Origin of the sequence: Nonomuraea antri (genome assembly GCF_013283785.1) — a bacterium.
GTDB lineage: Bacteria > Actinomycetota > Actinomycetes > Streptosporangiales > Streptosporangiaceae > Nonomuraea > Nonomuraea antri.
Genome location: NZ_JABCPZ010000133.1, coordinates 1 through 21,993 on the forward strand (window position 1 = coordinate 1; position 21,993 = coordinate 21,993).

Annotated in this window: 22 protein-coding genes; 8 read left to right on the forward strand and 14 right to left on the reverse strand. The window is 72.1% G+C overall.

Features of this window, described 5'->3' with window-relative positions; translation table 11 throughout:
* Positions 1-122: 122 nt before the first annotated feature.
* Both HII36_RS33935 and HII36_RS33940 read right to left on the reverse strand, forming a co-directional pair.
* Complete coding sequence (locus HII36_RS33935; RefSeq protein WP_173527398.1) at positions 123-1,331, reverse strand: acyl-CoA dehydrogenase family protein; 1,209 nt, start codon at positions 1,329-1,331, stop codon at positions 123-125.
* A 535-nt stretch (positions 1,332-1,866) separates the two neighbouring features.
* The gene (locus HII36_RS33940; protein ID WP_173527399.1) at positions 1,867-3,099 is read right to left on the reverse strand and encodes an MFS transporter; all 1,233 of its coding nucleotides are present in this window, start codon (positions 3,097-3,099) and stop codon (positions 1,867-1,869) included.
* An 88-nt stretch (positions 3,100-3,187) separates the two neighbouring features.
* On the opposite strand from HII36_RS33940, the gene HII36_RS33945 reads away from it, so the two are divergent.
* Positions 3,188-3,760 carry a TetR/AcrR family transcriptional regulator gene (locus HII36_RS33945; protein WP_173527400.1) on the forward strand — a complete coding sequence of 191 codons (573 nt, stop codon included), beginning with the start codon at positions 3,188-3,190 and terminating at the stop codon, positions 3,758-3,760.
* 172 nt (positions 3,761-3,932) lie between these two features.
* On the opposite strand, the gene HII36_RS33950 is transcribed toward HII36_RS33945, so the two are convergent.
* Together HII36_RS33950 and HII36_RS33955 are read right to left on the reverse strand one after the other, a co-directional pair.
* Positions 3,933-4,856 carry a glucosyl-3-phosphoglycerate synthase gene (locus tag HII36_RS33950; RefSeq protein ID WP_173527401.1) on the reverse strand — a complete coding sequence of 308 codons (924 nt, stop codon included), beginning with the start codon at positions 4,854-4,856 and terminating at the stop codon, positions 3,933-3,935.
* 33 nt (positions 4,857-4,889) lie between these two features.
* Positions 4,890-6,365, reverse strand: coding sequence for a helix-turn-helix domain-containing protein (locus HII36_RS33955; protein WP_407940840.1), 1,476 nt, complete (start codon positions 6,363-6,365; stop codon positions 4,890-4,892).
* 291 nt (positions 6,366-6,656) lie between these two features.
* Here HII36_RS33955 and aceA point away from each other — a divergent pair, with 291 nt between their 5' ends.
* Positions 6,657-7,943: an isocitrate lyase gene (aceA, locus tag HII36_RS33960; protein WP_173527402.1), complete on the forward strand. Its 1,287-nt coding sequence runs from the start codon at positions 6,657-6,659 to the stop codon at positions 7,941-7,943.
* Positions 7,944-8,077: 134 nt separating this feature from the next.
* Here aceA and HII36_RS33965 read toward each other — a convergent pair whose 3' ends face one another.
* Positions 8,078-8,836 carry an RNA ligase family protein gene (locus HII36_RS33965; protein ID WP_173527403.1) on the reverse strand — a complete coding sequence of 253 codons (759 nt, stop codon included), beginning with the start codon at positions 8,834-8,836 and terminating at the stop codon, positions 8,078-8,080.
* 94 nt (positions 8,837-8,930) lie between these two features.
* Positions 8,931-9,515 (reverse strand): TetR/AcrR family transcriptional regulator, encoded by a 585-nt coding sequence (locus HII36_RS33970; protein WP_217370317.1) that lies wholly within the window; start codon positions 9,513-9,515, stop codon positions 8,931-8,933.
* Between the two features lie 91 nt (positions 9,516-9,606).
* Between HII36_RS33970 and HII36_RS33975 the strand changes: the two genes are divergently transcribed.
* Positions 9,607-10,011, forward strand: coding sequence for an SRPBCC family protein (locus tag HII36_RS33975; protein ID WP_173527404.1), 405 nt, complete (start codon positions 9,607-9,609; stop codon positions 10,009-10,011).
* Positions 10,012-10,013: 2 nt separating this feature from the next.
* Here the strand turns inward: HII36_RS33975 and HII36_RS33980 are convergent, their stop codons facing one another.
* The 3 genes from HII36_RS33980 to HII36_RS33990 form a co-directional block, all read right to left on the reverse strand.
* A complete protein-coding gene (locus HII36_RS33980) occupies positions 10,014-11,534 on the reverse strand; it encodes a serine/threonine-protein kinase (RefSeq protein ID WP_173527405.1) in 1,521 nt (506 codons plus the stop codon).
* Between the two features lie 229 nt (positions 11,535-11,763).
* Entirely contained in the window at positions 11,764-12,597 is an 834-nt protein-coding gene (locus HII36_RS33985; RefSeq protein WP_173527406.1) for a siderophore-interacting protein, read from the reverse strand.
* Positions 12,598-12,770: 173 nt separating this feature from the next.
* The gene (locus HII36_RS33990) at positions 12,771-13,784 is read right to left on the reverse strand and encodes an alpha/beta hydrolase (RefSeq protein WP_173527407.1); all 1,014 of its coding nucleotides are present in this window, start codon (positions 13,782-13,784) and stop codon (positions 12,771-12,773) included.
* Between the two features lie 201 nt (positions 13,785-13,985).
* On the opposite strand from HII36_RS33990, the gene HII36_RS33995 reads away from it, so the two are divergent.
* The 3 genes from HII36_RS33995 to HII36_RS34005 are packed head-to-tail and all read left to right on the forward strand — an operon-like array spanning position 13,986 to position 16,331.
* A complete protein-coding gene (locus HII36_RS33995; RefSeq protein ID WP_173527408.1) occupies positions 13,986-14,777 on the forward strand; it encodes an ABC transporter permease in 792 nt (263 codons plus the stop codon).
* On the forward strand, positions 14,770-15,558 hold the full coding sequence (locus tag HII36_RS34000; protein WP_173527409.1) for an ABC transporter permease: 789 nt from the start codon (positions 14,770-14,772) through the stop codon (positions 15,556-15,558). The genes HII36_RS33995 and HII36_RS34000 overlap by 8 nt, the downstream gene beginning before the upstream one ends.
* Positions 15,559-15,560: 2 nt before the next feature.
* Positions 15,561-16,331, forward strand: a complete 771-nt coding sequence (locus tag HII36_RS34005) for an ABC transporter ATP-binding protein (RefSeq protein ID WP_173527410.1) — start codon at positions 15,561-15,563, stop codon at positions 16,329-16,331.
* Between the two features lie 7 nt (positions 16,332-16,338).
* On the opposite strand, the gene HII36_RS34010 is transcribed toward HII36_RS34005, so the two are convergent.
* Positions 16,339-16,779: a hypothetical protein gene (locus tag HII36_RS34010; protein ID WP_328808009.1), complete on the reverse strand. Its 441-nt coding sequence runs from the start codon at positions 16,777-16,779 to the stop codon at positions 16,339-16,341.
* Positions 16,780-16,941: 162 nt separating this feature from the next.
* Here HII36_RS34010 and HII36_RS34015 point away from each other — a divergent pair, with 162 nt between their 5' ends.
* Positions 16,942-17,490, forward strand: a complete 549-nt coding sequence (locus HII36_RS34015; RefSeq protein WP_173527412.1) for an MFS transporter — start codon at positions 16,942-16,944, stop codon at positions 17,488-17,490.
* Between the two features lie 51 nt (positions 17,491-17,541).
* A complete protein-coding gene (locus HII36_RS34020) occupies positions 17,542-18,270 on the forward strand; it encodes a YcnI family copper-binding membrane protein (protein WP_173527413.1) in 729 nt (242 codons plus the stop codon).
* 24 nt (positions 18,271-18,294) lie between these two features.
* On the opposite strand, the gene HII36_RS34025 is transcribed toward HII36_RS34020, so the two are convergent.
* From HII36_RS34025 to HII36_RS34040, 4 genes are read right to left on the reverse strand one after another with little or no spacing between them, the layout of a single operon-like run.
* Positions 18,295-18,777 carry a GNAT family N-acetyltransferase gene (locus HII36_RS34025; RefSeq protein ID WP_173527414.1) on the reverse strand — a complete coding sequence of 161 codons (483 nt, stop codon included), beginning with the start codon at positions 18,775-18,777 and terminating at the stop codon, positions 18,295-18,297.
* 53 nt (positions 18,778-18,830) lie between these two features.
* Positions 18,831-19,829: an ABC transporter permease gene (locus HII36_RS34030; RefSeq protein WP_173527415.1), complete on the reverse strand. Its 999-nt coding sequence runs from the start codon at positions 19,827-19,829 to the stop codon at positions 18,831-18,833.
* The gene (locus HII36_RS34035; RefSeq protein WP_328808010.1) at positions 19,816-20,790 is read right to left on the reverse strand and encodes an ABC transporter ATP-binding protein; all 975 of its coding nucleotides are present in this window, start codon (positions 20,788-20,790) and stop codon (positions 19,816-19,818) included. Before HII36_RS34035 ends, HII36_RS34030 begins: the two co-directional genes overlap by 14 nt.
* Positions 20,787-21,971: a LolA family protein gene (locus tag HII36_RS34040; RefSeq protein WP_173527416.1), complete on the reverse strand. Its 1,185-nt coding sequence runs from the start codon at positions 21,969-21,971 to the stop codon at positions 20,787-20,789. The genes HII36_RS34035 and HII36_RS34040 overlap by 4 nt, the downstream gene beginning before the upstream one ends.
* Between the last annotated feature and the right edge of the window lie 22 nt (positions 21,972-21,993).

The window sequence follows — 21,993 nt, forward strand, 5'->3', positions numbered from 1 at the left end:
GCTCCCACCCGAGCGCCACGAAACGCTCCAGGCGCACCGACATTGACGCCGTGGCGGGTCATGACGGCGCAGCACGTTGTTCACGTGCTCTCGGGTGACTTCGTAGCGGACGGAGCCCGTTACTAGCGCACCGGCAGGCCGGTGACGGCGCGGCCGATGATGAGGCGCTGGATCTCGGACGTGCCCTCGAAGATGGTGTAGATCTTGGCGTCGCGGTGGAATCGTTCGACCGGGTGTTCCCTGGTGTAGCCGGCGCCGCCCAGGATCTGGATGGCCTGCTCCGTCACCCACACCGCCGTCTCCCCCGCCACCAGCTTGGACATCGACCCCTCCGCCTGGTCGAACCGCTTGCCGTTGCGGGCCATCCAGGCCGCGCGCCAGGTCAGGAGGCGGGCCACGTCCACGCGGGTGGCCATGTCGGCGAGCAGGAAGGCGATCGCCTGGTTCTCGCCGATCTTCCGGCCGAACTGCTCGCGCTCCCGTGCGTAGTCCCTGGCGTATTCGAAGCCGGCCCGTGCGATGCCCACCGCCATCGCCGCCACCGACGGGCGGGTGGTCTCGAACGTACGCATCGCGGCCTGTTCGCCGGCTCGTTCGCCGTTGCGGACCCTGGCGAGCCTGGCGTCCAGTTTCTCCTTGCCGCCGAGCAGGCAGGAGCCGGGGACGCGGACGTTGTCCAGGATGACCTCGGCGGTGTGCGAGGCGCGGATGCCGTGCTTGCGGAACTTCTGCCCCATGGACAGGCCGGGCGTGTTAGGCGGGATGACGAACGAGGCCTGCCCGCGGGTGCCCAGGGACGGATCGACCGAGGCGACCACGACGTGCACGTTCGCGATGCCGCCGTTGGTGGCCCAGGTCTTGACGCCGTTCAGCACCCAGTCGCCGTTGTCGTGGACGGCACGGGTGCGGATGGCGCCGACGTCGGAGCCGGCGTCGGGCTCCGAGGCGCAGAAGGCGCCGAGCTTGACGTCGTTCTCGGTGCCGAACATCTGCGGCAGCCATTCGCCCATCTGCTCGGGCGTGCCGTTCGCCGACAGCGCGGCGGCGGCCAGGCCGGTGCCGACGATGGACAGGCCGATCCCGGCGTCGCCCCAGAAGATCTCCTCGAAGGCGACGGGCAGCGCCAGTCCGCTCTGCTCGAACCACTGGGTGGCGAAGAAGTCGAGGGAGTAGAGGCCGATCTTGGCGGCCTCCTGGATCACCGGCCAGGGGGTTTCTTCGCGTTCGTCCCATTCCGCGCCGGCCGGGCGGATGACGTCACGGGCGAACGCGTGGACCCAGTCACGCACCTCGATCACGTCGTCGCTGAGTTCCGGATAGAACCCGCTCATATGCGTACTCCCTGACTTTTCGCTGTTTGGGGGCTCGAACGCTCATATTTCCGGCCGCGCCCCGACCACTCATCCCCCGAGGCGTTACCACGAGTAACACCTTACCGGGCAGTAGCCGCCCCCGGAAGCCGGAGTCCACTCGGGCCCCCGAAAGGCGGGCTCAGCTCGGGCCGTCCGAAGCCGCAGCCGGCTCGGGGCCGTCCGGAAGGCGGGGGTCAGCTCGGGCCCGCCCGGAAACCGGTGGTCGGCGCGGTGCTGGCGGCGGCCCTCATGCGCAAGCCGGCCGCCGCCAACGCGCCCGCCGCCGACGAGCGCGGGGGTCAGGTCGGGCCACCCCGGAAGCCGGAGTCGGCTCCGAGCCGGTCCGGCAATCGGAGTCGGCTCCAAGCTGGCCCGAAAGCCAAGTCGGCTCCGAGCCAGCCGGCTCCCAGGCGATCCCGGATCACCTCACGCGATCCCCGGTCACCCCACACGACCCCGGGTACCCCCGCAGGCGATCCCCGGGTGCCACCGGGTGATCCCGCCCTTTGTCGCCTCACTGCCGCGCCGTATCCACCCCGGCCAGGCGGGTCGAGGCCAGTACGGCCAGCGCGGCCACCGCCATGGCCGCCGCGAGTCCGTACGCCAGCGTGGTGAACCCGCCGAACGCCGACGCGGCCAGCGGGCCGGCGCTGCCGCCGACCGCGAGGCCGAACGAGAACAGCGCCAGCGCCGTCCCCCTCGCCTGCCCGGCCCGGGCCGAGATCGACTCGTTCAGGCTGGGCAGGCCGCCCGCGATCGCGGCGACGTACACCGTAAGCAGCACCACCAACCCCAGGCCGGACGCGCCGGTGAGCGCGATGACGGCGAGCGCGGCCGCAGCGGCCGTGAGGAACATGACCGCCCGCGACGGACCGGAGAGGCGGGCCAGCCACGGCATGAGCAGCGGCACCAGGACGATCGCCGGAAGTCCCGCGGCACGCAGGGCGAGCAGCTCACCGGGTGATGCCATACCAAAGATCTGAAAACCCGTATAAATCGCGACAAATCCAGCCAACACCACAACCGTCGCCGCATACCTCAACATCAGCACCCGGTCGAACAACAACCCGGGCACCGCCCGGTACGCCGACCACACCGACCCGCCCCCCGAACGAGGCAGATCAGGCAGCATCACCGCGCGCAACCCGAGCCCCGCCGCCGCCAACCCGAGCCCGGAGGCCAGGAACAACCCCCGCCAGCCGATGATCTCCACCAGCACCTGCGCCGCGACCTGCAGCAACACCGCCGACGCGAGAAACGCCCCGGTCACCGCCGCGATCGCCGCCACCCGCCGGCCCGGCTCGATCCGCTCGGCCAGGTACGCCAGCCCGGCCGGCGGGAACATCGCCACCGCCACGCCCTGGACGGCTCTCAACGCCAGCGCCACCTCCGGCGTCGGACCGGCGGCCACCGCCGCGGTCGTGACGGCCGCCAGCGGCAGCCCGATCAGCAACAACCGCCGCCGCCCGTACCGGTCGGACAGCGGGCCGAAGACCAGGAACCCGATGCCGTACCCGATGCCGAACGACGTCACCAGCCAGGTCAGCCCGCCCGCCGAGGCGCCCCAGTCGGCGGCCATGTCGTGCAGGAGCGGGATCACGATGTAGAGCTGGCCGCTGACCAGTACGGCGGTGAGGGTGAAGGCCAGCAGCGTGCGCCCGAACGGCGCGTACGCCTGCCCACCCCCTGACTTCGGGAGGTCGGGGGATCCCGACAGGGCGGATGGTCCGGAATGTGTGTTCACCATGGCCAGGGACGGTAACCAACCAACTAGTTGGGTGTCAACCATTCGGTTGGAATACAACCAACCGGTTGGAGGGACTAGGATGTCCGGCATGGCACCGAAGGTCTCGACGTCCGCCACCCGCGCCGCCCTCCTGGAGGCCGCCAGGGAGGAGTTCGCCGCGTACGGCATCGCGGGCGCCCGCGTCGACCGCATCGCCGAGCGGGCGGGCGTCAACAAGGAGCGCATCTACGGCCATTTCGGCAGCAAGGAGAAGCTGTTCGACGCCGTGATCACCACCGCGCTCGACGACCTGACCTCGCAGATCGCCCTGCCAGGCGCCGACCCGGTCGACTACGTGGTCCGGTTGTCCGACTACTACCGCGAGCACCCCGATCTGGCGCGGCTGCTGATGTGGGAGGCGCTGAACTACCGCGGCCAGGACCTGCTGCCCGGCCAGGAGGCGCGGGTCGAGCGCTGCGCGCGCAAGCGGGATTCGCTGGCCGAGGGCAGGGGCGAGCAACCGTCGGCCGACACGGCCCGGACATTGTTCCTGCTGACCGGGCTGGCGTTGTTCCCGGCGATGATGCCGCAGCTGGCCCGCATCATGCTCGGCCCGGACACCGACGACCACGCCGCCATGCGCACCCAGGTCGCCGCCTTCGTCCGCGCCGCACTCGCCTGACACGCCCAGGCCGCAACACCCGCCCGCGCCGCACTCCTCACACGCGCAGGCCACAACACCCGTCCACGCCGCACTCGCCTGACACGCGCAGGCGGCCGCGTCCGAACCGCGCTCGCCTGACACGCCCGGGCCACGGCACCCGTCCGCGCCGCGCCCGCCTGAGACACGCGGGTCAGGACATGGTGATCATGGGTGGTCGTTCGGCGATGGAGACGTCCCTGGTCAGGACGTCGTGCCCGGTCTCACTCCGGTGGAACTGGGCCAGCTCCACCTCCGGCTCCTCCGCGTCGTGGATCTTCCCCTGCCGTTCCAGCCGCGACCAGGCGGCCAGCATGATCTGCGCCGCCATCCCGCCGAGCGCCTCGGTGGACTGCGGCGCGTGCTCGCGCGACCCCAGGTCCACCTGGGCGAACGCGTCGAGCCCGGCCAGGTCGAGCAGGTCGATGAGCAGCCCCAGCTCGACCCCGTAGCCGGTCAGGAACGGCACGCGTTCCAGCGCGGAACGCCGGCCCGCGTACTCCCCCGACAGCGGTTGCACGAATCCGGCCAGTTGCGGCCAGTGCAGGTTGATGAGCGGGCGGGCGACCAGCTCGGTGACCCGGCCGCCGCCGTTGGGCGCGCCGTTCAGCGGACGGTCGTAGCACCCCTTGGCGTACGCGACGCTCGGATCGGCGAGCAGCGGCCCGAGCACGCCGGACACCAGCGCGGCCCGGAAGTGCCGGATGTCGGCGTCCACGAAGGCCACCACCTCCCCGGACGTGACGGCGAGCGACTTCCACAGCGCCTCGCCCTTGCCGTCCAGCGGCGCGAGTTGCGGCAGGATCTCGTCCTGGGCGTGCACCTCGGCCCCGGCCCGCGCGGCCACCGCCGCGGTGTCGTCGCCCGAGCGTGAGTCGATGACGACGACCTCGTCGACCAGTCCGTCCAGCTCGCGCCGGATGACTCCGACGATCTCGCCGACGGTCTCCCTCTCGTCCCGCGCCGGGAGCACCACGCTGACCGTGGTGTCCCCCTTGGCCTCGATCAGGGCCTGGATCGGCCAGTCGGCCCCCGATGAGGTACGGCGCCGCAACCAACCCCGAACTTCAGGAAGCATGCGACACACCTCCCCCGTTCACCACATGTCAGCTTATGTGGTGGTGGCGGCGTGCCGCTCCAGGAACGTGTAGACGTCTGCCTCGTCCACACCGGGGAAGGAACCGGGCGGAAGAGCGGCCAGAACATGGGAATTCGCCCGCGCCGACGGCCATGCGTACCCCTCCCAGCGCTCGGCCAGCTCGGTCGGCGGACGGCGGCAGCAGTCGCCGTTCGGGCAGTTGGATTTCGTGCGATTCGTCGTTTCCCGCCCGCGGAACCAGCGCGACTCCTTGTACGGCACGCCGAGCGTGATGGCGAAGTCCCGCTCCCGCGAGGGATCGACGTGCGCCACGCAGAAATACGTCCCGGTCGGCGAGTCGGAATACTGGTAGAACACCGAGAACCGGTCCGGCGAGAGGAACACCTGCCGCCCTGACCACTGCAGGCACATCCGCTGCCCCTCGATGGCCCCCTGCTCGTCGGCGGGGAAGACGATGCCGTCGTTCTCGTACGCCTTGTAGATCGTCCCGCCGGCGTCGTTGCGCACGAAGTGGCAGACGAGGCCCAGGTGGTGGGTGGCCAGGTTGGTGAAGCGGTGGGCGGCCATCTCGTAGGAGACCGCGAACACGTCGCGCAGGTCCTCCACCGACAGCGCCCGGTCCGCCTTGGCCTCCTGCAGGTAGAGCGCGGCGGCCCGCTCCGGGACGAGGACGGCGGCGGCGAAGTAGTTCGCCTCGGTGCGCTGGCGCAGGAAGTCGGCGAAGTCGCGGGGTTTGCCGTGGCCGAGCGCCAGGTGGCCGAGGGTCTGCAGCAGGATCGTGCGCGGGGTGTGCATGCCGAGCTGCTCGTGTTTGACGTAGATGCGCCGGTTACGCAGGTCGGTGATAGATCGCACCGACCGGGGCAGGTCCTGGGCGGTGTGCACGGTGTAGCCGAAGTGCGTGACGAGGCCCTGGATCGTGCTCTGCGACAGGGCCCCGGTGCGGTAGCCGACCGCGCTCAGCGCCTCGGCCGCGGCCTTCTCGATCTCGGGGAAGTAGTTGCCCAGCTCGCGCTGGCGCAGGCGCAGCTCGGCGTTGGCCGCCCTGGCCTCCTCGGGCGTGGCGGTGCCCCTGGCCTGCCTGGCGCGCAGCTCGCCGTACAGGCCGAGCAGGTGTTCGAGCACGTCGTTCGGCACCCGCGCGGAGACCTTGAGCCGTGGCAGGCCGAGCCCGGCGTAGATGGGGTCGCGCTGCGCCTCCTCCAGCGCGATCTCCAGCTGGGCGCGGCGGTTGGGCGGCTGGCGGCGCAGCAGTTCCTCGACGGGCACGCCCAGCGCCGCCGCCAGTGACTTGAGCAGCGAGAGCTTCGGCTCGCGCTTGCCGTTCTCCAGCAGCGAGAGCTGGCTGGGCGCCCTGCTGACCCGCGAACCCAGGTCGGAGAGGGTGAGTCCGCGCTGTTTGCGCAGGTGACGCAGGCGTTGGCCAAACGCGATCAGATCGAGCTCCTGCGTCAAAGACAGCGGTTCTTCGCTCAGCAAGGACGCCATGTCGGCATCTTAGACAGAAAATCGGCCCATTTTCCAGGCGCCGGGACGGTGGCGTGGCGAACGCACCCCCGCCGGCGCCCCTCCACCGCCCGGCATCCCCCGCGCCGGTTCGCATGCGGGGCAGTGGTCTAGTCCAACGGGAAAACTTGCGATTTCTTCTCTAACGAATACCCGCCAGTAATACCTGGATCGGAAAATTTCGTCGTTCTTTCCAGCGAACAGGACTATTGCCCTCGACCGCCTCGGGCAGAGACTCGGCGTGAGCCCCAGGGGACGACAAAGGAGTGAACAATGAACGATCGCCTCAAGGGAGCTGCTGAGCAGCTGCAGGACGAATGGGACAACGACCCTCGCTGGGCAGGCGTCGAGAGGACCTACAGCGCCGAAGACGTGATCAGGTTGCGCGGCAGCGTCCAGGAGGAGCACACGCTCGCCCGGCTCGGCGCCGAACGCCTGTGGAAGCTGCTGCACACCGAGGACTACGTGCACGCACTCGGCGCGCTGACCGGCAACCAGGCCGTCCAGCAGGTGAAGGCCGGGCTGAAGGCGATCTACCTGTCCGGCTGGCAGGTCGCCGCGGATGCGAACCTGGGCGGGCAGACGTACCCGGACCAGAGCCTGTATCCGGCCAACTCGGTGCCGGCCGTCGTGCGCCGCATCAACAACGCGCTGCTGCGCGCCGACCAGATCACCTGGTCGGAGGGCGTGGCGAACGCGCCGCACTGGCTGGCCCCGATCGTGGCCGACGCCGAGGCCGGCTTCGGCGGCGTGCTGAACGCCTTCGAGCTGATGAAGGGCATGATCGCCGCCGGCGCGGCGGGCGTGCACTGGGAGGACCAGCTCGCCTCCGAGAAGAAGTGCGGCCACCTCGGCGGCAAGGTGCTGATCCCGACCGGCCAGCACGTCAAGACGCTGAACGCGGCCCGCCTCGCCGCGGACGTGGCCGGCGTCCCCTCACTGATCATCGCGCGGACCGACGCACAGGCCGCGACGCTCCTGACCAGTGACGTGGACGAGCGCGACCAGGCCTTCACCACCGGCGAGCGCACCCCGGAGGGTTTCTACCGGGTCCGCAACGGCGTCGAGGCCTGCATCGCCCGCGGCCTGGCCTACGCCCCGCACTCCGACCTGCTCTGGATGGAGACCGGCACCCCGGACCTCGACGTCGCCCGCGAGTTCGCCGAGGCGATCAAGGCGCAGTACCCGGACCAGATCCTGGCCTACAACTGCTCGCCGTCGTTCAACTGGAAGAAGCACCTCGACGACTCCACGATCGCCAAGTTCCAGAAGGAGCTCGGCCACATGGGGTACAAGTTCCAGTTCATCACGCTGGCGGGCTTCCACTCGCTGAACTACTCGATGTTCGACCTGGCCCAGGGGTACGCGAACGAGGGCATGACCGCGTACGTGGAGCTGCAGGAGGCGGAGTTCGCGGCCGAGTCGCGCGGCTACACCGCCACCCGGCACCAGCGCGAGGTCGGCACCGGCTACTTCGACCTGGTCAGCACCGCGGTGGCGCCGGACTCCTCGACCACCGCGCTGAAGGGCTCGACGGAGGAAGAGCAGTTCCACCACTGATCCCCCGGATCTCGCCGGCCACCTCCAGGGCATGGGATGGTTCCCCCGGCGATCGGCCGCGCCAGTCTCCCCCCGGCCTGGCGCGGCCTTCTCCTTTCCTTCGAAGGGTCAGCGGGCGCGGCTCCCCCGAAGGGTCAGCGGGCGCGGCGCTTGAGCGTGCGGTCGTAGTCCTGGAAGCGGGCCTTGGTGATCAGCGACCGGTCGGGGGCCCGCAGGACGACGCCCTCGCTGTCACCCGCCGTGCCGTCGGTCGCGGCCTGAGTCCGCTTGAACGGCTCCAGGAACGCCCGCATGTCCTCGACCCCGCCCGGCAGCTCGCCGCCGTCGAAGGTGGCCAGGCGCGGCGTCATGGGGATCGCGGCGCGCCGCGCGGCCTCCGCCAGGTCCGCCTCGGCGGCGAAGGACTGGCCGCCGCCGTCGCGCCAGCGGGAGATGTCCGCCGGGTCCCAGGCGAGCAGGTCGAGCGGGATCGTGGCCAGGTCGAACAGCCGGTGGGCGGGCTCGCCCTGGCCGTACTGCCGCCAGGCGGGCAGCTTCTTCGAGCCGTACACCTCCAGGTAGTAGACCTCGACGGCGTCGCGCTCGCCGCGCAGGGACTCGGCCAGGCCGCGCAGCGCGTCGACGATGCCGAGCGCCGGATTGGCCACGATGTCGCCGCTCGCCGTCAGCAGTTCGTCGCGCGAGCCGATGAGCCAGGAGCCGTCCGGCGTCAGGATGATCCTGGCGTTGGTCCCGTCCACCTTCTCCGTGGCGACGACCGGGCCGGTGAAGACGGCGCACTCCTCCAGGAGGCTGCCCTTCCCGTGCGGGTCGAGCCGGTGGTGGGTGGGGATGGACGGATACTTGGTCAGCGAGTTGAGCACGCGCAGATCCGCGTCGGCGAGGTGGAACACCGAAGTCCTCTCCTTCGGTCGGGGACGGTGGGCCGCTCGATACCTTGTGATCGTCGCGCACCCCGCCGCGCCGGGGCCAGCGGTTTTCCGCCGTTCAGCCGGGCGCGCCGGCCAGCACCCGGACGACCGCGTCGCGGATGACGGGACGCAGCGCCCCCGGGTCGTCGAGGTCGCTGCCCACGACGATGCCGTCCCTGATCATCACCAGGATGCGCGCGTCGTGCTCCGGCGCCGGGTGGCCGCTCTCGGCCAGCAGGTCGTGGAAGAGCCGCAGCACCCAGTGGCGGTAGCCGGTGACGGCCTGGCGGACCGGGTGCGCGGGATCGGGGTACTCGGCGGCGGCGTTGGTGAAGGGGCAGCCGCGGAAGCCGGGGTTCGCGCCGTTCTCCCCCAGGAAGTCGAAGATGCGCAGGATCGTCTCGCGCGGGCTCGGCGCGGCGGCCCGCAGCGCGGCGACGGCGGCGCGCTGGCGCCCGAACTCCTCCTCCAGGTACGCGCGGACCAGCTCGTCCTTGGCCGGGAAGTGGTGGTAGAAGGTCGCCTTCGCCACGCCGGCCGCCGCGATGATCCGGTCGATGCCGACCGTGTGCAAGCCCTCGGCGTAGAAGAGGGCGGAGGCGGTGGCCAGGATGCGGCCGCGGGCCGGGCTCTCACGGCGCTGGGCGGCCTTCTCGATCACCTCTTGACGGTACCAGACAAGTCTGTCTACGTTGAGCTCACGACTAGACAGACCTGTCTACTCGGTGGCCGGCAGGAACGGAGAGGATCCCATGGCATCCGTCATCAGAGAGATCGTCATCGACGCGTCACCCGAGCACGTCTGGGCGGCGGTCGGCGACTTCGCGGGCGGGCCGGCGAAGATGGCGCCCGGCGCCCGCACCGAGGTGCTGCCCGGCGAGCCCGCCGTGCGCCGCCTCACCTTCGCCGACGGCAACGTCGTCAGCGAACGGCTCATCGCCCGCGACGAGCGCGCCCGCAGGATCGTCTGGGGCTGGGTCGGGGACGACGTCGCGCACGACAACACCTCGATGCAGGTCTTCGCGGACGGCGAGACGCGCAGCCGGCTGGTGTGGATCCACGACACGCTGCCCGACGAGCTCACCGGCTGGCTGGGCACCGCGATGGACCGGCTGGCCCCCGTCATCCAGGAGTCGCTGCGCGAGAGCCCGGCCTGATCTCACGGCGCCCCGGACGTGGTCGGGGTCGCCGAGACGCTGCCGGAGACCGACGGTTCGGGGGATTCGCCCGGGCCGTCCTGCGGGATCGTGCTGATCGACGTCGACGGCTCCGGGCAGTCGCGCCTGGCCTGCCGCCCGCGTTTCCTGCCCGCCGGGCTGGCGCAGCCGCCGGGTTCGGCGGCGTCCGGCGGGTCGTCCTGCGGCCGTTCGGAGGGACGGAACGTGTTGCCCGGGTCCGACGGCGTCAGCACCGTGAACGGCCCCATCGTGCGGGTGCGGCTGGCGACGGCCTTCGGGGTGAGCACGCCGGTGACGCGCGGCCGGGGCGGCAGCCCGTACGTGGGCGTCGAGACGGGACGCTGGGTCGAGCCGGCGCTGCCGTGCGGCTGGATCACCGGCGGCCGCTCCGGCACCATCGACGTGCCGCCGAGCCGCATGCCGTCGCCGCCCGCCGCGGCGATCACCGTGATGGCCGCGATCGACACCGTGGCCAGGGCGGCGAAGCTGGCGTGCGACAGGTGCGCGCCGGCCTTGGCCCGCCGCCTGCGCCTGGGCGCGGTGGCCTCGGGCCCGTCCCCGGTCCCGGTGCCGGACTCCGCTCCCGGCAGTGCGGCCAGGCGCACCCGGCCGCCGCCCGGCGGGTACGGGATCGGGGTCCAGATCTCCTCCAGGATCCCGGCCACCGCCTCGCGCAGGTCCCACGGGTCGCCGACGCCGCCGGAGGCGAGCAGCGCGCGCAGCAGTTCGCGGGAGCCCGGGCGCTCTCCCGGCTCCTTGGCCAGGGCCGCCTCCACGGCCGGCCGCAGCAGCGCGGGCACGCCCTCGGTGCGTGGCGGGTCGAACAGGATGCGGCGGGTCAGCACGTCGAGCTCGCCGCCGCCGAACGGGTGATGCCCGCTCGCGGCGAAGGCGATCAGGCAGCCCCAGGCGAACACGTCCGAGGCGGGCAGCGCCGCGCCGCCGGTGAGCCGCTCCGGCGCCACCCAGCCGGGGCTGCCCATGACCTGGCCCGCCTGCGTGTGCGCGGCCACGGTGTCGACGTCGCGGGCGATGCCGAAGTCGATCACCCGCGGGCCCTTGGGCGACAGCAGCACGTTGCCCGGCTTCAGATCCCGGTGCACCAGCCCCGCGTCGTGCACCGCCACCAGCGCGGCGGCCACCCCGAGCGCCACGCCGTAGGCCAGGTCCGGGGTGAGCGGGCCGCGAGCCATGACGACCTGCGACAACGCCGGGCCCGGGATGTACTCGGTGACCAGGTACGGACGATCCTTGTCCGTGCCGTCCTCCACCACGGCCGCGGTGCAGAACGGCACCAGCCGCCGCGAAAACGCGACTTCCTCTGCGAAACGCGCCCGCAACGTGGGATCGTGGAGGTGCATCGCGTGCGGCGTCTTGAGCGCGACCAGGCCACCCTGCGGGTGCTCGGCCAGGTAGACCACCCCCATGCCCCCACTGCCCAATCGGCCGAGCAGCAGATACCGGCCGATGATGACCGGGTCGCCCACCGTAAGCGGTCGCACGCCCGCCGGCATGTCGCTCCCACCACGCGCCATCCGGGTCTCGCCTCTCCTAGCTGGAACACGGCAAAGCACACTGTGGACGCAACCGGGTGGGGTTTCCGCATGTCTGACGCAAGGGGTATCGCAGGTAAGGCGTTCGTTACTCCAGGGTGAGTAAGGGCTGGGATCCGACGGGCTGGAGTGACGGTTTGGCACGTTCCACGGCCGGGCGGCGGGCCGCCGGCCGTGGTCAGGCGATGGCGGCCGACTCCTCGGCCTCGACCTCGCGGTTCCAGTCGCGCTTGACCGCGCGCCAGCCCTCGTCGTCGACGCCGAGCCGCCAGTAGCCGGAGATCGACAGCCGCTCCAGCGCGATCCCCCGCTCCAGGCGCAGGTGCCTGCGCAGGTCCTTGACGAACCCCGCCTCCCCGTGCACGAACGCCTGCACGTCGCCGGGCGGGAAGTCCATCCCGCGCACCGCGCGCACCAGCGCCTCGCCCACGGGACGCTCGCCCCGGTACAGCCACACCACCCGCGCGTCGCCGGGCGTGTGCAGCTTCTGCTCCTCCTCCGGGCCGTCCACCTCGACGAACACCCGCGCGGGCGCGCCCTCGGGCAGCGACTCCAGCGCGGTGGCGATGGCGGGCAGCGCGCTCTCGTCACCGGCCAGGAGGTGCCAGTCGGCCTCGGGGTCGGGCGCGTAGCCGCCGCCGGGGCCGAGCAGGTGGATCACGTCGCCGGGCACCGCCCGCGCGGCCCACGGCCCGGCCAGGCCCTCGTCTCCGTGCACCACGAAGTCGAGCGTCAGCTCCAGCGCGTCGGGGTCCCAGGCGCGCACGGTGTAGGTGCGCAGGCGCGGCCACAGCTCGCGCGGCATCGTCTCGCGGACGTTACGCACGCTGAACGGCTCGGGATAGTCGACGCCCTCGTACGGGAAGACCAGCTTCACGTAGTGGTCGGTGAGACCGGCGGTGGCGAAGTCACGCAGGCCGTCACCCCCGACCACGACGCGGACCATGTGCGGTGAGATCCACTCCGTGCGCAGGACGACGCCGCGATGGTGGTCCCTGGGCTTGTCTGCCATCGTCAAGCTCCTCGCAGGGTAAGTTAGGTATACCTAACCTTACATGCTGCGGCGATCCCCCGCCTAACGAGTCAGCGTATGCGGACCAGAGCCGCGCCACGCCGGAAAAATACGACCAAACACGAAATATCCCTATTACCGCGCTACCCCGCCCGGCCTCGCCCAAGCGCGGCTCAAGCCGCGGCCGAGTCCCCCGGCACTGCCGAATCTCCAGGCACGGCGGAATCTGCGGACACGGCCGACGCGGCGCCGACCGCCGTCAGGAACGCCGAGATGTGACGGAAGGCCAGCCGCGCCTCGGGCAGCACGTCCGCCATGATCGGGAACACGTGCGGCATCCGCGGCCACTCCTCGTACGTCACCGGCACCCCCGCCTGCCTGGCCCTCATCGCCACCCGGCGGGCCTCGTCGCGCAGCACCTCGGTGGAACCGGTCACGATCATCAGCGGCGGCAGCCCGGAGAAGTCGCCGAGCACCGGCGAGACGAGCGGATCGCGCGGGTCGAGCCCGCTGGTCCAGCGGCGGGCCAGCCAGCGGATGCGCCCGGCCGGCAACATCGGGTCCTGCCACCGGTTGGCCCGGCGCGGGATGTCGGTCAGGTCCGCCCACGGCGACAGGCAGATGGCCGCGGACGGCAGCGGCAGGCCGCGGTCGCGCAGCGCCAGCAGCGTGGCGAGCGTCAGATGCCCGCCCGCGGAGTCGCCGGCGAAGATCACGTCCTCCGGGGCGTGGCCGCGCCGCAGCAGGCAGTCGTAGGCGTCCAGGGCGTCGGCCAGCGAGTCGGCCAGCTTGAAGACCGGCCCCTGCCGGTAGTCGAGCGCCAGCACCGGGCGCCTGGCCACCACCGACAGCCGCCAGGTGATCGGCCGATGGGTGCGCGGCGAGCACGAGAAGTAGCCGCCGCCGTGGAAGTAGAGCAGCGCCTTGCGCTCGTCCAGGCCCTGGCCGGCGCGCACCCATTCGCCGCCGCACGCGGAGAAGGCGGCCGGCACGATGCCGACGTGCCCGGGCGGGCGCAGCGGCACCAGGCGGCCCAGCCGGCCGAGCCCGGCGGCCGCCTCGATGGCCAGCGGGTGGCGCATGAGCAGGGCGGAGGCCGGCTTCACGGTGCCGCGCATCAGCCCGGTCAGCGCGCGGGCCTGCCAGCTCAGGGGATAGTCCGGAGTGACGTCCCGGTCGATGTGCATATCGGCCCTCCGTCTTGTTCCTTCCCCGTCAGAACATCGTTCTACCGGCGGGTAGGCATCTCGTCCCCTCGCGGGCACGGCCGCCGCCGGCGAAAACGCGTTGCGTGCCGTCCGGCGGGCGGCGGATAATTCCCCGTTCCCCAAGGCCTACCCGTGCGCGGCGCCGGACACGTCCGGTGACCGCCCCATCACCCTGCGGAGGTGACGATCATCCAGCTCTACGCCCGGCTCGTCCGGTACGGCTTCAGAAAACACGCCACCTACGTCTGGGCCGCGCTCGCCGGCGCCTTCACCAACAGCGTGTTCGGCGTGCTGCGTGCCTACGTCCTCATCGCGCTCTGGCAGGCCAGGCCCGGCCTGGCCGGCTACGACATCGCCGACGCCGTCACGTTCTGCTTCGTCACCCAGGCCCTCATCGGCCCGATGCAGCTGTTCGGCGGCGGCCTGAGCATCCCCGAGCGCATCCGCAGCGGCGACATCGCGCTCGACCTGGTCCGCCCGGCCTCGCTGCAGCTGTGGGCGCTGGCCGAGGACCTGGGCCGGGCCGCGTACCTGTTCCTGGTGCGCGGCATCCCGCCGATGCTGATCGGCGCGGCGCTGTTCGGCATCGTCACGCCCGAGCCCGCGCAGTGGCCGGCGTTCCTGGCCGGCTTCCTGCTCGGGGTCCTGGTCGGCTTCGGCTGGCGCTACCTGGTGGCGCTGTCGGTGTGCTGGCTGGCCGACGACCGGGGCGTGGCGACGGTCTCGCTGGTGCTGACCCTGTTCCTCAGCGGCATGATGCTGCCGCTCGGGCTCTTCCCCGGATGGCTGGGCGAGCTGGCCGCGGCGCTGCCGTTCGCCGCCATGGTCCAGGCCCCGACCGACCTCTACCTCGGCAAGGCCGACGTGCTGCCGACGCTCGCGCTGCAGGCCTGCTGGGCGGTCGCGCTGCTCGGCCTCGGCGCGCTGGCCACCCGCGCGATCCGGCACAAGGTGGTGATCCAGGGTGGTTAGGACGTACCTGCTGCTGGCCTGGACGTGGACCCGCGCCGCCGCGGCCTACCGCGTCTCGTTCGCGCTGATGGCGGTGTTCAGCCTGCTCGTCTCCGCCATGGACCTGGCGGTCATCCTGGTCATCTTCGCCAACACCACCTCGCTCGGCGGGTTCTCCCGCGAGGAGGTGCTCTTCCTGTACGGCGCGTCCAGCCTGGCCTTCACCCTGGCCGACACGTTCTTCAGCAACCTCGACCGGATCAGCCAGCACATCAAGGCGGGCACCCTCGACACGTTCCTGATCAGGCCGGTCCCCGCCTGGATCCAGATCGCCACCGACCGCTTCGTGCCGTCCAGGGTGGGCCGGATCCTGCAGGCGGCGGTGGTGCTCGGCTACGCCGTCTCCGTGCTCGGCCTGCCCGCCGGGCGGCTGTGGATGGTCCCCGTCATGGTGCTGACCGGCCTGGTCATCTTCGCCGCGCTGTGGACGCTGGCCGGTGCTCTCCAGTTCGTGCTCACCGACGCGCCGGAGGTGGTCAACGCCTTCACCTACGGCAGCAACCAGCTCACCCAGTACCCGTTCAGCATCTACGCCCGCGACCTGGTGCGCGGGCTCACCTACGTGCTGCCGCTGGCCTTCATCAACTGGCAGCCCGGCCTGTACGTGCTGGGCCGGCACGATCCGCTCGGCACGCCCGACCTCATGTGGCTGGCCGGGCCGGCCGTCGCGCTGATCCTCGTCCTGCTGGCCGGGCTGGCCTGGCGGCAGGGCATCAGGCACTACCGATCCACGGGGAGTTGACCATGATCGAACTCGATCGGGCCGGGCGCTCATTCAAAGTCAGGCGGACCGTCGTGCACGCCGTCAGCGACCTGTCGTTCCGGGTGGCCGCGGGTGAGTTCGTCGGCTATCTCGGCCCGAACGGCGCGGGCAAGTCCACCACGATCAAGATGCTGTGCGGCATCCTCACCCCGACCTCGGGCACCGTGCGGGTGGCCGGGCTCGACCCGTCGCGCCGGCGCACCAGGCTGGCCCGCCGCATCGGGGTGGTCTTCGGCCAGCGCACCACTTTGTGGTGGGACCTGCCGCTGGGCGACAGCTTCGAACTGATCCGGCTCCTGTACAAAGTAGATCGCGTGGCGTACCGGGCCAGGCTGGCCGAGCTGACCGAGACGCTCGACCTGGGCGCGTTCATCCGCACCCCGGTGCGGCAGCTCAGCCTGGGCCAGCGCATGCGCGGCGACCTGGCCGCCGCGCTGCTGCACGCGCCCGACGTGCTCGTGCTCGACGAGCCCACGATCGGCCTCGACGTCGTCAGCAAGGCCGGCATCAGGGCGTTCCTGGCCAGGGTCAACGCCGAGCAGGGCACCACGGTGCTGCTGACCACGCACGACCTGGGCGACATCGAGCGGCTGTGCCGCCGGGTGATGCTCATCGACCACGGCCGGCTGGCCTTCGACGGCACGCTCGACGATCTGATGGCCACCGCTCCCGACCAGTCGTCGATCGAGGACGTCGTCACCCGCCTGTACACCAGCGGGGCCGGCGGCGGCTCAGTGGGGGCGGCCCAGTAGGAGTGGCTCAGTAGTAGCTGCCCTCCTGCGCGGGCTCGTAGTCCTCGTCCAGGTCGTCGTGCGGGCGCGACCAGCGCGACGGCATCAGCACGGGGATGAACATGGCCACGCCGAGCAACGCGTAGACGCCGGCGGTCAGCAGCGCCTTGTTGCCCGCGCCGGCGTCTCTGACCAGCTGGTTCACCGACGGCTCGCTCGGGATGAGGGAGAGCGCCCGGTTCATGTCGAGCGCGTAGACGACCGTCCAGGCCAGCAGGACCATCGACGGCACGAACGCGGCCACCGGCGAGACCCGGCCCGCCACCACCAGCCCGACCACCAGCCCGACGGCGGCGAGCGCGCCCAGCGCGATCCAGAGGTTCTGCCCGCCGGGCGGGGTGGCGGTGGCGCTCTGCAGCACCTGCTGGACGGCCCAGCCCCCGCCTCCCAGCACGGCCGCGGTGGCCACGAGCCCAATGAGCAATCCAGCTAAGTGCCGCAACGTTCTCACCTCATGTCAACGCGGTCGGCACGACCCTAGCGACAAGTGCCACAAATCGACCAGGCATTGCGCAGCTTTGAACCTCGAGGTCCCAAGGAACCCTGCCCCGTGAGAGCATGTGGCACACCCATGCGCGCGCAACTCCCACTCAGGCTCGCGCGGACGGCCGCCTTCGCCGCCGTCTGCGTGGCTCTGGCCGCCCTGGCCCACTGGCTGGGCGGCGGCACCGGGCCCGCGCCGCAGGTGGCCGGGGCCGGGCTGGCGATCGCGTTCGCCGCCGGGCTCGCGCTGAGCGGCAGGGAGCGGCCGGGCGCCGTCATCATCACCGTGCTCGGGGTCCTGCAGTTCGGGCTGCACGAGCTGTTCGCCCTGTTCTCCGGCGACGGCGCGGCCTACGTCCCGGTGCACGGGCACGCGCAGGGCCAGGGGCTGGCGATCAGCACCGGCATGCTCGTCTCCCACCTGACCGCCACCTTGATCACCGGCTGGTGGCTGGCGCGCGGCGAGGCCGCGCTCTGGTCGCTGCTGCGCCGCGTCGGCGGCCGGTTCGTGCTGCTGCGGCCGCTCGCCGTCCCGGCGCCGCCGCGGGTGGCGCCGGTGGTCGTGTCCAGGGTCGTCCCGCCGCTGCCGGTGCTCCGGCTCGGCGTCGCCAGGCGTGGTCCTCCACTTCCCGCCTGAACCTCTGACGCCCCTTCTTCTCATCCCCCGACATCAAGTGGAGTTTTCGCCATGTCCTTCGTTCGTCGTGCGGCGACCGTGCTCGCCGCCGCCACCGCGCTCTCCCTCGGCCTGGCCGCCCCCGCGCTGGCCCACGTCACGATCAATCCGGGCACCGCCGAGCAGGGCGGGTTCACCAAGGTCGCCTTCCGGGTGCCGAACGAGCGCGACGACGCCTCGACCGTCAAGGTCGAGGTCGAGTTCCCCGTCGACCACCCGCTGGCGTTCGTGTCGGTCAAGCCGGTGCCCGGCTGGGAGGTCAAGGTCACCGAGGGCAAGCTGCCCAAGCCGGTCACGACCGAGTTCGGCGAGCTGACCGAGGCCGTCACCAAGGTCGTCTGGTCGGGCGGGAAGATCGATCCCGGCCAGTTCCAGGAGTTCGAGGTGTCGATGGGCCAGCTGCCCAAGGACACCGACCAGCTCATCTTCCCCGCCACCCAGACGTACTCGGGCGGCGAGGTGGTCAAGTGGGACGACGCGCCGGCCACCGACGGCAGCGAGCCGGAGCGCCCGGCTCCGGTGCTCAAGCTGACCCCGGCCACCGGTGACGGTCACGGCGCCGCGGCCTCCCCGTCGGCGTCCGCGTCGGCCGTGCCCGCGGCCGGCACTCCCACGATGACCCCGGTCGCCGCGGACTCCGGCTCCGACGGCACGGCCCGGCTGCTCGGCGGGGCCGGGCTGGCCGTGGGCGTCATCGGCGTCGTGATCGGGCTGCTCGGGCTGCGCCGCCGCGCCTCCTGACCCGGCCGTACGGCGCGGGGGCGGTCAGGACGACGCCCGCTCCCGCGTCGCGGCCGCGGGGTAGGCGTACCGGGCGATCCACAGGCCGGGGATCACCTCGATCTCGTCGGTGAGCCCGAAGCCGAGCCGTTCGTAGAGCGCGCGGGCGGGCGCGTTGCCCTGCCCGGTCGACACCACGATCCCGCGCTCGGCCGCCCTGGTCATGACCTCCTTGACCAGGGCGCGGCCGATGCCCTGGCGCAGCGCGCGCGGGTGGACGACCAGGCGGTCGAGGTCCACCTCGGTGCCGGTTTCCGCCCAGGCCACCGCCCCGGCCAGCCGGTCGTCGTCGTCGAAGGCGCCCAGCCAGATGAGCGGCTGGGCGCGCAGGTCGTCCAGGGTCTCGTGCAGCGGCGGGATGCGGTCGTCCCCGATGATCTCGGCCTCCACGGCGTAGGAGGCGTGTTGCAGGGCCAGCAGCTCCGGGCCGAGCGGGTCCGTGGCGGGGGAAATCTCGGAAATGACCATCGCACCAGTATGACGTGCGCGAACGGCCCGGAGTCCCGCCCTTCCCCGCCCGGTCAGGAGGTGATGTCCTTGCCGGAGAACCGCGCCCAGGCCAGCGAGCAGAACAGCAGCGCGTACCCGCCGAACACCAGCAGCCCCTGCGTCATGTCCTCGACGGCGATCGGGCTGCGCAGCACCCCGTCGAAGCGCGTCCACCAGGTCGGCAGCAGGTACGGCGCGATCGACTCCAGCGCCGGGATGGCCCGCAGCACCTGGGTGACGATGACCACGCCCACGGTGGCCGCGACGGCGCCGATGGACACCTCGGTGAACGTCGAGAAGGCCAGCGCGACGGCGGCCAGGGCGGCCATGCCCGCGCCGACGTAGCCGACCGAGATGAGGATGCGCAGCAGCCCGTCGGCCATCGAGATCGTGGTGCCGGACAGCAGCGTGACCGGCCCGCTGGGGAACAGGAGCAGCCCCGTGACCAGCGCCGCGAGCGCCACCACCGCGGTCACCGCGAACGAGAAGAGCACCGCGTTGAGATACTTGACCGCCAGCAGCCTGGTGCGCCCGGCCGGGGCGGCCAGCAGGTAGCGCAGCGTGCCGGTGCCCGCCTCGCCGGCGATCGAGTCGCCGGCCACGATGGCGACCGCGACCGGCATCAGCATGACCACGACGAACGACAGCGACGCGAACGTCAGCATCAGGCTGTTGCCCGCCACGGCCGCGATGAGGCCGCCGACGCCGTCGTCCTCGCCGGCGCCGAAGATGCGCAGCGCGACGCCGACGATCACCGGCACGGCCGCCAGCGCGGCGAGCATCACCACGTTGCGCGGCCGGCGGAACGTCAGCCCGAGCTCGGAGCCGAGCAGCCGCCAGAACGCCCCCGCCCTCCTGGCGGGCGCCGGGATCGCCGGCGCCTGCGGCGGCAGCCGTTCGGCGCTGCGCAGCGTCTCGGCCACCGGCACGAGCCCGGGCGTGCGCCGCGCACCCGCGCGCGGCGTGTCCGGCGCGTCCGGGTCCTCCTCCGCCACGGCGCCAGGCCGGGTCGTGGACTCAGCCGTCGACATCGAAGCCCTCCCCTGTCAGTCCGACGAACACGTCCTCCAGGCTCGGCCGCACCACGGCCAGCCCGCGTACCGCCACGCCCTCGCCCACCAGCGCCGCGTTGACGCGCTCCGGCGCGTGCCCGCCCAGCTCGGCGGTGACGCCAGAGCCCTCGGCGCGTACGTCGGCCAGGCCCAGCGTGCCGAGCACCCGGGCCGCGTCGGCGGCGTCGGGCGTCTCGACGCTGAGCCGGGTGACGAGCCCGCTGCTCAGCGAGGCGATCGTGCCCTGGGCGACCAGCCGCCCGGTGCGCATGATCGCCGCGTGCGTGCACATCTGCTCGACCTCGGCCAGCAGGTGCGAGGAGACGAAGACGGTGGTGCCGTCGGCCGCGATCTCCTTGACCAGCGCGCGTACCTCGCGGGTGCCCTGCGGGTCGAGTCCGTTGGTGGGCTCGTCCAGGATGAGCAGTTCGCGCGGTCCGAGCAGCGCGGCGGCGATGGCCAGGCGCTGGCGCATGCCCAGCGAGTAGTTGCGGTACCGCTTGCCCGCGGCGGCCGACAGGCCCACCCGCTCCAGCGCCGCGGTGACGCGCCCGCGCGCGGTGCCGCCCGGCGCGGTGGGGTCGGCGGCGTCGAAGCGCATCAGGTTCGCCTCGCCCGACAGGTACGGGTAGAACGCCGGCCCCTCGACCAGCGCCCCCACCCGGGGCAGCGCCTCGGCCGCGGGCAGGCCGAGCACCGAGTACTCCCCCTGGGTGGGCGCGACCAGGCCGAGCAGCATGCGGATGGTGGTGGTCTTGCCCGAGCCGTTGGGCCCGAGGAAGCCGAAGACCGAGCCGCGCGGGACGTCCAGGTCGAGCGCGTCCACGGCCACCTGGCCGCCGCGGAAGCGCTTGGTCAGCCCGCGCGTGACGATGGCGGAGTCCCCGGAGGGCGGGGCCGCCCCGAAGGGCGCCCCCGCTTCCTGCATGACGGCGGTCACTTGATGCCCGCCGCCTTGGTGATCTCCTCCGGGGTGACCGGGCCGACGAGCAGCCGCCCGTCGTCGGTCAGCAGGGCGGTGACCAGCTTGGTGGTGATCAGCTTGCCGGAGCCCCACGGGCCGCTCACCGGGGTGGCGGACTTGAGCACGCTCTCCACCAGCGCGGCCGGGTCGCCGGACTCGCCGAAGCGGTCCTGCTCGCCCTGCTCGCCCTGCTGGCCGGTGCTGGGCTGCTTGGCGGCGCCGTTCAGGTCCGCGGCCGACAGCGGGAGCACCGCCACCGTGGTCCAGCCCGCGCCGACGATCTTCACCTGGTCGGCGACGTCCTGGGCCTGGTCGGCGCGCGCGTCGGCCTTCTCGCCGAACGTGTCGGCGCCGAACTCCTGCTCCTCCACCTTCGCCCCGGCGGGCGGGGTGAAGGTGAAGTTCTCCTCCGCCGGCGGCGTGAACGTCACCTGGGTGAAGCCCACCTCGTACGCCGGCTCGGCCGAGCCCTTGGCGAACACCTGGACCCGCAGCGGGACGTAGGTCTCGCCGTCGATGGCCAGCCGGACCTCCTGCACCAGCGAGCCGGCCGCCTTCGGCCGCAACACGATCTGGTAGGCGGCCCGGCCGGCCACCTCCGCGGTGTTGGTCACGCTGACGGCGGTGTGCTCGTCGGCCCGGTCCAGCACCTGCTCGGCCAGCTGCTGCGGGGTCAGGTCGGCCGGGTGCGAGGGGATGGGCGGCTCGTGCTCGCCGGCCTGCTCCGGCTTGAGCTTGACCTTGGTCGCGGTGTTGGTGCTGCTGTCCCAGTACCAGACCTGGCCGTTGTTGACGACCAGGTTCGTCTCGTTCATCTGGGTCGGGACGGCGACGCGCATCTTGTCGCGCGAGCCGTACCAGACCTTGACCTCGTGCGAGCCGGTCAGCAGGTCGAGCGGCGAGCCGGTGCCGCTGCCCTGCGGCAGCGCGGGCAGCCCCAGCGACGCCGTCTGGCGCACGGTGCCGGACATCGGCGGAATGCCGCCGTCCTTCTTGGTGGCGGCCACGGCGTCGGCCAGCAACTGCTCAGCCGAGCGCTCGGGCAGGACGGGTTCGCCCCGCACGGCGGCGATCACCGGGCCGGCGCCGATCGCGGCTCCGATCACGGCCGCCGCCGCGATCGGGACTCCCCACCTCACGAACGTGCCTCTTCGCATCTCACTCCTTAACGGTATGTCG